General features: G+C 38.9%; 13 protein-coding genes. 5 read left to right on the forward strand and 8 right to left on the reverse strand.

The annotated features are described in order from the left end of the window. Window positions 1–135 precede the first annotated feature (135 nt). Window positions 136–432: a hypothetical protein gene (locus JHT90_RS00175; protein WP_201092604.1), complete on the forward strand. Its 297-nt coding sequence runs from the start codon at window positions 136–138 to the stop codon at window positions 430–432. Window positions 433–596: 164 nt separating this feature from the next. Here the strand turns inward: JHT90_RS00175 and JHT90_RS00180 are convergent, their stop codons facing one another. Beyond that, window positions 597–1505, reverse strand: coding sequence for a DNA-3-methyladenine glycosylase 2 (locus tag JHT90_RS00180; RefSeq protein WP_201092605.1), 909 nt, complete (start codon window positions 1503–1505; stop codon window positions 597–599). Between the two features lie 238 nt (window positions 1506–1743). Between JHT90_RS00180 and JHT90_RS00185 the strand changes: the two genes are divergently transcribed. From JHT90_RS00185 to tcuC, 4 genes are all read left to right on the forward strand, one after another. Further along, window positions 1744–2670, forward strand: a complete 927-nt coding sequence (locus JHT90_RS00185; RefSeq protein ID WP_201092606.1) for a LysR family transcriptional regulator — start codon at window positions 1744–1746, stop codon at window positions 2668–2670. A gap of 97 nt (window positions 2671–2767) precedes the next feature. Then, window positions 2768–4165, forward strand: a complete 1398-nt coding sequence (gene tcuA / locus JHT90_RS00190; RefSeq protein ID WP_201092610.1) for an FAD-dependent tricarballylate dehydrogenase TcuA — start codon at window positions 2768–2770, stop codon at window positions 4163–4165. After that, on the forward strand, window positions 4165–5301 hold the full coding sequence (tcuB, locus tag JHT90_RS00195; RefSeq protein ID WP_201092612.1) for a tricarballylate utilization 4Fe-4S protein TcuB: 1137 nt from the start codon (window positions 4165–4167) through the stop codon (window positions 5299–5301). The genes tcuA and tcuB overlap by 1 nt, the downstream gene beginning before the upstream one ends. A 142-nt stretch (window positions 5302–5443) precedes the next feature. Continuing rightward, window positions 5444–6727, forward strand: coding sequence for an MFS transporter (gene tcuC / locus JHT90_RS00200; RefSeq protein WP_201092616.1), 1284 nt, complete (start codon window positions 5444–5446; stop codon window positions 6725–6727). Window positions 6728–6783: 56 nt separating this feature from the next. Here the strand turns inward: tcuC and ppa are convergent, their stop codons facing one another. The 7 genes from ppa to hisB are packed head-to-tail and all read right to left on the reverse strand — an operon-like array spanning window position 6784 to window position 11082. After that, window positions 6784–7311 carry an inorganic diphosphatase gene (gene ppa / locus JHT90_RS00205; RefSeq protein WP_201092618.1) on the reverse strand — a complete coding sequence of 176 codons (528 nt, stop codon included), beginning with the start codon at window positions 7309–7311 and terminating at the stop codon, window positions 6784–6786. A gap of 56 nt (window positions 7312–7367) precedes the next feature. Next, on the reverse strand, window positions 7368–7808 hold the full coding sequence (locus tag JHT90_RS00210; protein WP_201092620.1) for a GNAT family N-acetyltransferase: 441 nt from the start codon (window positions 7806–7808) through the stop codon (window positions 7368–7370). A gap of 1 nt (window position 7809) precedes the next feature. Continuing rightward, complete coding sequence (locus JHT90_RS00215) at window positions 7810–8262, reverse strand: GNAT family N-acetyltransferase (RefSeq protein WP_201092622.1); 453 nt, start codon at window positions 8260–8262, stop codon at window positions 7810–7812. Between the two features lie 10 nt (window positions 8263–8272). Beyond that, window positions 8273–9043, reverse strand: coding sequence for an imidazole glycerol phosphate synthase subunit HisF (gene hisF / locus JHT90_RS00220; RefSeq protein ID WP_201092624.1), 771 nt, complete (start codon window positions 9041–9043; stop codon window positions 8273–8275). Between the two features lie 14 nt (window positions 9044–9057). After that, the gene (hisA, locus tag JHT90_RS00225; protein ID WP_201092627.1) at window positions 9058–9801 is read right to left on the reverse strand and encodes a 1-(5-phosphoribosyl)-5-[(5-phosphoribosylamino)methylideneamino]imidazole-4-carboxamide isomerase; all 744 of its coding nucleotides are present in this window, start codon (window positions 9799–9801) and stop codon (window positions 9058–9060) included. 46 nt (window positions 9802–9847) lie between these two features. Then, on the reverse strand, window positions 9848–10489 hold the full coding sequence (gene hisH, locus JHT90_RS00230; RefSeq protein ID WP_201092629.1) for an imidazole glycerol phosphate synthase subunit HisH: 642 nt from the start codon (window positions 10487–10489) through the stop codon (window positions 9848–9850). After that, window positions 10489–11082, reverse strand: coding sequence for an imidazoleglycerol-phosphate dehydratase HisB (gene hisB, locus JHT90_RS00235; RefSeq protein ID WP_201092631.1), 594 nt, complete (start codon window positions 11080–11082; stop codon window positions 10489–10491). The genes hisH and hisB overlap by 1 nt, the downstream gene beginning before the upstream one ends. Window positions 11083–11105 lie beyond the last annotated feature (23 nt).

The following is an 11105-nucleotide window of genomic DNA, read 5'->3' on the forward strand; positions in this document are numbered from 1 at the left end:
TGTATTTATGGCGGGCTGTGTACGGGACACCTTCGGGTGTGCCGATTTCCTGTCGTGATCGGTCTGCCAACCTGTGCACAGTTCCGCCTCCCTAATTATTAAAAAGGGAGGCTAACAAGGATACAGGAGCAGGCAATGACTAAACCCTCAAAATCCCCCCGTTTTATTCCCTTAAGCCCAGTTTCACAGGGTAATAGTGATAATGTTTTATATTATGATGCTAATGCACCAATAGATGCCATTTATGAGTGCGCCAGTGCAAGGCTACAGGCTATTCTAAATTTATTAGATATATTGCACGATTTTAAAAGCTCATCGCCCAATAATACGGCTGTACTTTCTGTGGTTGCTAGTTATTTATTAAACGACGCTAATACGTTGTTTGAAAGGCTAAGTTCAATAACTTTAGATTATGAAAAAGAAGACAAATAAAAAGGCTAGTCGTTACTAGCCTTTTATTGTTTGAATAAACAATTTTTTTATAGCTAAACTACTGCCTTTAAGATTTATTTTTATGTTTATTATTTAGGCTGATTATTCAGCGGATGGTGGCTAAAAATAATATAATTTGTGATATAAGTTGGTAGGTAGTTAAGCTAATAGCTTTTGTTTGTGTCCATTTTCCAAAGATGGGCGGCCACAAGTGCGCGCCAAGGTTTAAACTGCTCAAGCCATTGTTCGGTAAAATTTGCAGTAAGTTTTTCAGGGCTATTTAACAATCGCTGGAGATTTCTTCTTACTGCTACATCGCCATGTAATGAACCATCTAACCAACCAAAGCCCCGTAATAAAGCATAGCTTACTGTCCACGGGCCTATGCCTGTAATTGCGGATAGTTTATTGCTGATTAAATTAATATCGGCAGTTTTAGCGAGTTCCCATTGCTGTAAAGGTAACTCACCGTTTACGATTTGTTCGCTGAGTAATTTGATTGTCTTTGCCTTATTTTTAGAAAGTCCAGCTTGGCTAAGTTGTTGTTCTGTTACTGTTAGAAAACTATTAGCATCAGGATGACAAAGTAAACCACTGCTATGTTTAATATTAAATAATTGAATAAGTCTGCGACGAATAGCTATCGCCGCATTAACGCTAATTTGCTGACCAGTAATAGCCCACACAATGGCTTCAAAAGAGCTACAGGTAAGAGGAATTCTCAGCCCCAATTGCTGTTTAATTAAACGACCAATTTGCTTATCTTGTTTATATTGTTTTTCAAATAATTCTATGGGTTGGGTTAGCCCTAACATGCGTTGAATCATTGCGGTAAATAAGGGCAAGTTTTCGTTAACTTTACCGTCTATTAAGATAATGGCTTTAACTTGTTGTGCTTCAAAGATTAGGCTTAATAGCGCAGGATGACCTTGCCATACTAACCCTTTACTGATAGTTGATAAGGAAACCTGTTCGGAAAGCTGCTGCGGATCACGCAGATAAAAGTTAACTATATCTTGTTTAAGATAGTTTTTAGGTAACTTTATAACAGTTTGCCAAGTACTTTGATTCATCGATAGATAAGATAATTAACTAATAGAATAGGGTTTAAATTTATCATAATTTGTTTAAGTTCGCCTTGAACAATGTGTTATTTTAATAATTGTTTTTAAAAGAAAATAATCTAGTTAACAATAAAGAGCGTGGTGTTAAACAAAGTGATGTATTTTTTGTTTATTTAAATCTTAGTAACTTGACTCTAGGGGCTTTTAGTCTACACTCTATTATTAAAAATAATAGGGTATAGATACGATGGAGTTAAGACAGTTACGCTCTTTTGTTCTGGTGGTTGAGTTAGGTAGTATTGGCAAGGCTGCGCAGAAGTTGGATATAGGTACTTCTGCACTAAGTCAGCAAATTTCTAAATTGGAATCAGAGCTTGCTACTCGGCTGTTGCAGCGTTCTGCTTTGGGGGTAACCCCTACGCCCGCAGGTTTAGCTTTTTTAAAACAAGCGCAACAGGTTTTGCGCTATGCTAATCAAGCAATTGAAGCTGCACAATCTTCTCGGTTAGTAGGTTATGTTAGTGTCGGTTTTCCACCGAGTACAGCTTCTATTTTGGGCGTTCATTTTATACGGGTAATGGCGGAACGTTATCCTGATATTAAAGTACATTTAGTGGAGAGTTTATCGGGCAATTTGGTGCAGTTGGTGAATGCCCGTCAGTTAGATTTAGCTATTATTTTTAGCCAAGATATTGATAAAAGCTGGACTTCTCAGCCATTAGTAAATGAGGCTATGTTTTTGATTGGTAATGATGAATTTTTTAAAATTTATCATTTAGAGGATTATTTAGAACAAGGTGTTTTCCCCCTAAAAGCGTTAGATAAGCTGCCATTGACGCTGCCAAGCGTTAATCATGGCTTAAGAAAATTATTAGAACAACAAATTAGTAATTTGCATGTTAGTTATGAAATAGATGGTTTAAGTTTGCTGATGAATACAGTGGTTAATCTGTGCGTTGGTACGATTCAACCCAGTAGTGTGTTTATGAATCAGAATTATAGCCATTTAAATTTTTTAAAAATAACAGAACCAAAAATCGAGCGAACCAATTATCTTATTAGCCTTCCTGAGGATGAATTGTCGCCTGCTAGTCTTGCCGCAAAGTCAGTGATACGTTCTAGTATTGTAGATTTGATTGAACAGCGTGCTTGGCCGAGTACCAAAGCTATATAGTATTTAAAAAAAATAAATACCCCTTCTATTTTAGGTTATTACTCATAACTGGTTATATCTTTTAAAGTTATTTAAAAATAATTAGAAGGATGTATACATGTATGATGTTTTAGTCATCGGTGGTGGTAACGCCGCTTTGTGTGCAGCGATTACGGCGCGAGAAGAGGGAGCTTCGGTATTAATGCTTGAGGCTGCACCTAAAGAATGGCGCGGGGGTAATTCACAACATACCCGTAATTTGCGTTGTATGCATAGTCAACCACAAGATGTGTTAGTTGATGCTTATCCAGAAGAAGAGTATTGGCAGGATTTATTAAAGGTTACGGGCGGTAAAACTAACGAGGAATTAGCTCGTTTGGTTATTCGCTCTACAGAAACCTGTCGTACTTGGATGAGACAGCATGGTGTTAATTTTCAGCCACCGTTGTCTGGTGCGTTGCACGTAGCACGTACGAATGCTTTTTTTATGGGCGGTGGTAAGGCGTTGGTGAATGCTTATTATCGTAGCGCACAAGATTTAGGCGTAGTGGTTAAATACAACACGAAGATAAACAGCCTTATTTTAGACCATGGTCGATTTGTTGCCGCTATTGCAGAAGATGGTACGCGTTATGAAGCTAAGGCTTGTGTACTGGCTGCGGGTGGCTTTGAGTCTAATCTTGAATGGTTAAAAGAAGCATGGGGACAGAATGAACAAGGCGAATGGATTGCCGATAATTTTATTATTCGTGGTACTCGGTTTAACCAAGGTAATTTGTTGAAGTTTATGATTGATGAGGGCGCTGATGTGATCGGTGATCCTTCGCAGTCGCATTGTGTAGCGGTGGATGCAAGAGCCCCATTATATGATGGTGGTATTTGTACACGTATCGATTGTGTGTCATTAGGCATTGTTGTGAATAAGAGTGCAAAACGGTTTTATGATGAGGGTGAGGATTTTTGGCCAAAACGTTATGCCATTTGGGGGCGTTTGGTGGCACAACAACCTAACCAAATCGGTTTTTCGATTATTGATTCAAAATCCGTAGGTCGTTTTATGCCGCCAGTATTTGCAGGGAAGAAAGCGAGTACTATAAGGGAACTGGCGGCGCTTCTTGAGCTTGATCCTGAGCAGTTAGAACATACAGTAAGTGAGTTTAATCAAGCTTGTGTTAAAGGGGAGTTTAATCATACGGTGTTAGATAATTGTTATACGGAGAATTTAACGCCTTCTAAAACTCATTGGGCTGTGCCATTAGATACACCGCCCTTTTATGCTTATGCTTTGCGCCCAGGTATTACATTTACTTATCTTGGTTTAAAAGTAGAAAAAGATGCAGCCGTTCGTTTTAACAATGTAGCAAGCCCTAATTTATATGTTGCTGGGGAAATGATGGCGGGTAATGTGTTGGGTCAAGGTTATACAGCAGGTGTAGGAATGTCTATTGGTACTACCTTCGGTCGTATTGCAGGTAACAATGCTGCAAAAGCAGCCTTAATGAAGGAGGCTGTATAATGACTGCTTATACTAAATCTTTAATTCCCGTTGTTCAGTTAACAGACAATGAGCAAGAAGCTGCTCAAGCTTTGCAGATTTGTAATGCTTGCCGTTATTGCGAGTCTTTTTGTGCTGTTTTCCATGCGATGACAAAACGTCTGGAATTTAATCGTGCGGATATTCATTATTTAGCGAATATTTGTCATAACTGTGGCAATTGTTTGCATGCATGTCAGTATGCTCCTCCCCATGAGTTTGGTGTAAATATTCCTAAGGTCATGGCAAAAGTTCGTTTGGAAACGTATAAAAATTTTGCTGTACCTAATCAGTTTGGCAAGTTGTATCAAAAATCAGGTATTACTCTGGTTATTGCTTTAACTATTACCTTTGTCTTTTTTATGGTGGCGGCTACGTTATTTAAAGGAAATAGTTTATTTGCTTTATACCAAGGTAATTTTTATGCCATTTTCCCTCATAATTTTTTAGCGGTTACCTTTGGTTCGGTGTTTGTTGGCGCTTTGGCTTTGCTGGGGTTGGGGGTTAGAAGTTTTTGGCAACAGACTTCGGAGGTTATTGAGGAGGGGGTAGCAAAACCAGATATTGTGCAGGCTTCTAAGGATATCCTCACATTGAAGTATTTGGATGGTGGTCATGGTAAAGGTTGTAATGAGGAAGATGATCGTTACACCTTAATACGCAGACGTTTTCATCATTTAACAATGTATGGTTTTTTATTATGTTTTCTAGCTACGGTAGCTGCTACAGGTTATCACTATTTGTTTGGTATACCTGCACCTTATCCCGTGCTTAGTTTGCCTGTGTTATTGGGGATAGTAGGTGGAATAGGCTTGGTTATTGGCCCTGTAGGTTTGTTGTATTTAAATATTAGGCGTGATCCTATGCATGGTGATACCTCGCAAAGGCCAATGGATCGTGGTTTTATTTTTCTGTTGCTATTAATCAGTATTACAGGACTTGCATTGCTTGGCTTTAGAAATACTTCAGGGATGGCTTTACTGTTAATTATTCATTTAGCCACAGTAATGACGTTCTTTCTAACTATTCCTTTTGGAAAATTTGCCCATGGTTTTTATCGTGGTGCAGCATTATTGAAATTTGCAATTGAGGATCGTAATAGTAAAAAAACTAAATGATTAGTAGTAAGAGCAACCCTACTCGAGTTTGTAACAGGGCCAAATAAGATTTAAAAACAGAACAGAGAGTTCTAAGTAATAAAACTATTTAGAAAGTTAATTTAAAAGTTTCTTTTAAAATAAGAATTAGGATGGGGTGAATATGTCTGTACAAAATAACAAGAGTGGAACGATTAGGAAGATACTTAACGTTACCAGTGGGAATTTTTTAGAGCAATATGATTTCTTTTTATTTGGCTTTTATGCCACTTATATTGCAGCAAACTTTTTTCATTCAGATAACGAATACGTTTCGTTAATGATGACCTTTACTGTTTTTGCCGCAGGGTTTTTAATGCGTCCGTTAGGTGCTATTTTCCTTGGGGCTTACATCGATAGGATAGGGCGTCGTAAGGGGCTGATTGTTACCTTATCTATTATGGCAGTGGGAACGATTTTAATTACTGCTGTGCCTAGTTATGATCAGATAGGTATTATTGCGCCGATATTGGTGGTAATTGGTCGTCTGTTACAAGGACTTTCTGCAGGGGTTGAGTCTGGTGGTGTATCTATTTATTTAGCAGAAATTGCAACCGATAAAAACCGTGGTTTTATTACCAGTTGGCAATCAGGAAGTCAGCAAATAGCGGTTGTGTTTGCGGCTATACTGGGCTATGGCTTAAATAAAATTTTGACTGAACAACAAGTTTCTGAATGGGGATGGCGTTTACCTTTCTTAATTGGTTGTTTAATTATCCCGTTGATTTTTATTTTACGTCGTTCTTTAGAGGAAACAGAAGCATTTAAATCACAAAAAACACATCCAACTGGCCAAGAAATTTTTCAAACGATGGTAAGTAATTGGAGAGTGGTGCTTGCAGGTATGTTGATGAGTGCAATGACAACCACCACCTTCTATTTTATTACGGTGTATACGCCAATATACGCTAAAAGAGCTCTGTCACTTTCAACTACGGATAGTTTGTTAGCTGCTGTTATGGTGGGGTTATCTAACTTTATTTGGTTGCCTATTGGTGGCGCTATTTCTGATAAGGTGGGTCGTCGCCCCGTATTGGTTGGAATAACCATATTGGCAATTCTTACTGCTTATCCTGCATTAAATTGGTTAGTAAATAATACAACCTTTACTAATTTAATTATTGTGTTGTTATATTTCTCATTCTTCTTTGGTATGTATAATGGTAGTATGATTGCTACACTGGCAGAGTCTATGCCGCAGCGCGTGCGTACCGTTGGCTTTTCTCTAGCCTTCAGTTTAGCTACTGCTGTGTTTGGTGGCATAACACCTATGGCTAGCACATTTCTTATTGAACATACAGGAAACGCTAGTACCCCTGCTTTCTGGTTGATGTTTGCGGCAACTTGTAGTTTATTCGCGAGTATATATTTATGTAAGCGTTTACCACAAAATAAGAGCTTGAAATAAATTTGGGGTATTAAAAAAGGCTAGTAAATACTAGCCTTTTTTATTTGAATAACTAATTATTTTTTGAAGTTAGCTACTGCTTTTTTAATTTCTTCTTTAGCAGCATTTGAATCGCCCCAACCTTCTAATTTAACCCATTTGCCTTTTTCTAAATCTTTGTAGTGTTCAAAGAAGTGTTTAATTTGGTCTAATAGTAGCTGTGGTAAGTCTGAACACTCTTTAATATCATTATAAAGAGGTGTTAATTTTTCGTGTGGAACGGCGAGTAATTTCGCATCACCGCCTGCTTCGTCCGTCATATTTAATACGCCGATAGGACGTGCACGAATTACTGAACCAGCCGCTACGGGATAAGGGGTGATAACTAATACATCTAATGGATCACCATCATCTGCTAGGGTATTAGGAATATAGCCATAGTTAGCAGGATAGAACATAGGCGTAGCGACAAAACGGTCTACAAATAAGGTATCTGAGTCCTTGTCGATTTCGTATTTGATAGGGTCGTGATTAGCTGGGATTTCAATAGCTACATAGATATCATTAGGGATATCTTTGCCTGCTGGGATGTCACTATAACTCATTGGTTGCTCCAAATTTTTAATATAGTTAGGGTGTAATAAAATTAAGTTAAACTAGCTTAGCAATCCATTTGGTAGGTATTCCAAGCGGTTTTGTTGGCAATTCTATCGTAAAATGCTTTAGCGCGGTAATTATTCTCCGCTGTAATCCAGCGAATAAATGGCCAACCATTTTGTTGCGCTTGCTGTTTAAGGGCTTGCATAAGTGCATCCACTACTTTTTTACCACGGCAAGCAGGGTCTACAAATAGGTCATCTAAAAAGCCTACTGTAAAGCCATTTAAAGGAGAAAGCATTTCACGGTAATGGGCTAAGCCAACGAGTTTGCCGTCTAATTCTGCTACGAGGGCAAACATTTTTTTGTCTTTAATCCATTGCCATACCGTAGCTACTTTCTTTTCATCAAAGTCTCGTTGGTAAAAGCTAATATAGCCTTTGTAAACTTCAACCCATTGTTGGTAGTCTTTTTCTTCTACAAATCGAATGGTTATATCTGTCATTTTATTTTGCCTTATTTAGATCCAATTGATAGGTATGCCAAATAGTTTTTCTGGCTATTTTGTCGTGGAATGCTTTAGCGCGGTAATTGTTTTCACGGGTTTTCCAACGAATAAATAACCAATTTCTGTCTTTGCCTAAACGTTTTAAATCTTCTATTAATAAATCTGCTACGCCTTTACCGCGGTATTCTTCTAGCACAAACAGGTCTTCTAAGTAGCCCGTTAATTTACCATTAAGAGGCGAATATAGTTGTTGTGAATGGGTAAGGCCAACAAATTGATCATCCGCAATGGCAACTGAGCAGAATACCTTGTGTTCCATTAACCATTGCCATAAGGTATTAATGCTTTGTTGGTCAAAAGTTCTACGACAGAAAGTAATATAGCCTGTATAGAGCGTAAGCCATTGTTGATAATCTTCTGCACTAATAGCTCTTACAGTAATGGTTGTCATAGCGTGCCTGTTAGCGAATAGTGATGCCTTGTTCTGCCATAAATGCTTTAGCTTCTGGAATGGTGTATTCGCCAAAGTGGAAAATACTAGCCGCTAGTACTGCATCAGCTTTACCGTAAATAATGCCATCCGCTAAATGTTGTAAATTACCCACTCCGCCAGAGGCAATAACAGGCAGTGAAATAGCTTCGCTTATGGCACAGGTAACACCCAGATCAAAACCGTTTTTCATGCCATCTTGATCCATACTGGTTAATAATATTTCACCAGCACCTAGCGCTTCCATTTTTCTTGCCCATTCTACTGCATCTAAACCAGTAGGCTTACGGCCACCATGAGTGAAGATTTCCCAACGAGGTTGTTCATCAGCTGTGGAAACCTTTTTAGCGTCAATTGCTACTACAATACATTGTGAACCAAAGCGTTCAGCGGCTTCTTGAACAAACTCAGGGTTAAATACTGCAGCGGTGTTAATAGAGACTTTATCTGCACCTGCATTAAGAAGGTTACGAATATCTTCTATAGTTCTTACACCACCACCTACAGTTAATGGAATAAATACTTCACTCGCCATTCTTTCTACAGTGTGTAGCGTTGTATTACGATTATCCACAGAGGCTGTAATATCTAAAAAGGTGATTTCATCGGCCCCTTGTTCATTATAACGACGTGCAATTTCTACAGGATCGCCTGCATCACGGATATTTTCAAACTTTACTCCTTTAACGACACGACCGTTATCAACATCTAAACAAGGAATAATGCGTTTTGCCAGTGCCATATCAACTCCAGATATTATTTTTTAGCTTTGTATTCATCGCAAAGTTTTTGAGCTTCGCCTAAGTCTAAAGTATTTTCGTAAATAGCACGGCCAGTGATAACACCTGTAATATTAGGTTGGTTAGCATCTAGTAGTGTTTGAATATCATCTATTGTATGGATGCCACCTGATGCAATTATTGGGATTGAGGTGGAGGCCGCTAACGCAGCAGTATGTTCCACATTACAACCTTGTAACATGCCATCGCGGCTAATATCGGTATAAACAATGGCTGATACACCATAGTCTTCAAAACGTTTAGCAATATCTTCTACGCGGTGTGAGCTAATTTCTGCCCAGCCATCAGTAGCCACCATGCCTTCCATCGCGTCAATACCAACAATAATTTTATCTGGAAAATTACTACAGGCTTCTTTTATAAAGTTAGGCTCTTTCACTGCTTTGGTGCCAATAATAACGTAGTTAACACCTGTCATTAGGTATTGATCGATAGTTTCTAAAGAGCGGATACCACCGCCTACTTGGATTGGTAGGTCTGGAAATCGGTGAGCAATAGCCTCTACAATCGGAGCACTAACAGGTTTACCTTCAAATGCGCCATTTAGGTCTACTAAGTGCAGTCTTCTACAGCCAGCAGCAACCCATTTTTCAGCAACTGCTACAGGGTCATCAGAAAAAACGGTAACATCGGACATTTTACCTTGACGTAATCTAACGCAAGCGCCATCTTTTAAATCAATAGCTGGTATCACTAACATATTTCACCTTCAGAGTAATATTATGGGAGCGAGTAAAAATCAGCTTTTACCAGTAACCATCCCATGTAACGAAATTTTGTAATAGCTGTAGGCCATGTGTATGGCTTTTTTCAGGGTGGAATTGCACGGCAAAACATGAACCTTTAGCCACTGCCGCAGCGAAATCCACTCCATAGTGAGTAGTGCCTACTAGCTGTTGGTCGTTGGCTACTTTTGCATAGTAGCTATGGACAAAATAAAAACGACCTTGATTAGGTATTTCATGCCATAAAGGATGATCTAAGCTTTGGTTGACTTCATTCCAGCCCATATGAGGAACTTTTAATCGTTCATCATTAGTATCATGTAAGTCTTTACCAAAAAACTTAACTTCACCTGAAAATAATCCTATACAGTCAACGCCATTGTTTTCTTCACTGCGATCAAATAAGGCTTGCATACCAACACAGATGCCTAAGAAAGGGCGTGTACCACTAATTTCTTTCACTAATTGATCAAAACCTAGCCGACGAATTTCTGCCATACAGTCTCGAATAGCACCAACACCAGGGAATACTATACGATCAGCTTCTCGAATAACATCAGCATCACTGGTTACTATGACACGACCAGCGCCAACATGTTCCAAAGCTTTTGCTACAGAATGTAGATTGCCCATGCCATAGTCAATGACAGCCACTGTTTGCATTACAAGCACCCTTTAGTAGAAGGAATTTCATCAGCCATTCTTGGGTCTTGTTCTATGGCCATACGAAGGGCACGACCGAACGCTTTAAATACAGTCTCTATCTGATGATGGGCGTTAGCGCCGCGTAAATTATCAATATGCAGGGTTACTTTAGCGTGATTAACAAAGCCATGGAAGAATTCTGAAAATAACTCTACATCAAACTTACCCACTGTGCCTCTTGTATAAGGTACATGCATTTGCAAGCTAGGGCGACCAGAGAAATCAATCACCACCCGTGACAATGCCTCGTCCAATGGAACATAAGCATATCCATAACGACGAATACCTTTTTTATCACCAATGGCTTGATTAACTGCCTCACCTAGCGTGATACCAATATCTTCAACGCTGTGGTGATCATCAATGTGGATATCGCCATTGCAGGTGATATCTAAGTCTACTAGACCATGCCTAGCTATTTGATCTAGCATATGCTCAAGAAAAGGAATGCCAGTATCAAACTTGGCTTTGCCTGTACCGTCAAGATTAACGGATACCTTTATTTGTGTTTCTTTTGTATCACGTTTAACGGTTGCGCTACGTTCAACCATTGTTGCTCCAGTTAGTCGTATAA

The organism is Entomomonas asaccharolytica, from assembly GCF_016653615.1.
GTDB lineage: Bacteria > Pseudomonadota > Gammaproteobacteria > Pseudomonadales > Pseudomonadaceae > Entomomonas > Entomomonas asaccharolytica.

Excerpts from the sequence above, each read along its gene's own strand:
- tcuC (WP_201092616.1), top strand. The coding sequence starts at position 5,444 with ATGTCTGTACAAAATAACAAGAGTGGAACGATTAGGAAGATACTTAAC.
- JHT90_RS00215 (WP_201092622.1), bottom strand. The coding sequence starts at position 8,262 with ATGACAACCATTACTGTAAGAGCTATTAGTGCAGAAGATTATCAACAA.
- hisF (WP_201092624.1), bottom strand. The coding sequence starts at position 9,043 with ATGGCACTGGCAAAACGCATTATTCCTTGTTTAGATGTTGATAACGGT.
- JHT90_RS00175 (WP_201092604.1), top strand. The coding sequence starts at position 136 with ATGACTAAACCCTCAAAATCCCCCCGTTTTATTCCCTTAAGCCCAGTT.
- hisH (WP_201092629.1), bottom strand. The coding sequence starts at position 10,489 with ATGCAAACAGTGGCTGTCATTGACTATGGCATGGGCAATCTACATTCT.
- hisB (WP_201092631.1), bottom strand. The coding sequence starts at position 11,082 with ATGGTTGAACGTAGCGCAACCGTTAAACGTGATACAAAAGAAACACAA.
- JHT90_RS00185 (WP_201092606.1), top strand. The coding sequence starts at position 1,744 with ATGGAGTTAAGACAGTTACGCTCTTTTGTTCTGGTGGTTGAGTTAGGT.
- tcuB (WP_201092612.1), top strand. The coding sequence starts at position 4,165 with ATGACTGCTTATACTAAATCTTTAATTCCCGTTGTTCAGTTAACAGAC.
- JHT90_RS00180 (WP_201092605.1), bottom strand. The coding sequence starts at position 1,505 with ATGAATCAAAGTACTTGGCAAACTGTTATAAAGTTACCTAAAAACTAT.
- hisA (WP_201092627.1), bottom strand. The coding sequence starts at position 9,801 with ATGTTAGTGATACCAGCTATTGATTTAAAAGATGGCGCTTGCGTTAGA.
- tcuA (WP_201092610.1), top strand. The coding sequence starts at position 2,768 with ATGTATGATGTTTTAGTCATCGGTGGTGGTAACGCCGCTTTGTGTGCA.
- JHT90_RS00210 (WP_201092620.1), bottom strand. The coding sequence starts at position 7,808 with ATGACAGATATAACCATTCGATTTGTAGAAGAAAAAGACTACCAACAA.
- ppa (WP_201092618.1), bottom strand. The coding sequence starts at position 7,311 with ATGAGTTATAGTGACATCCCAGCAGGCAAAGATATCCCTAATGATATC.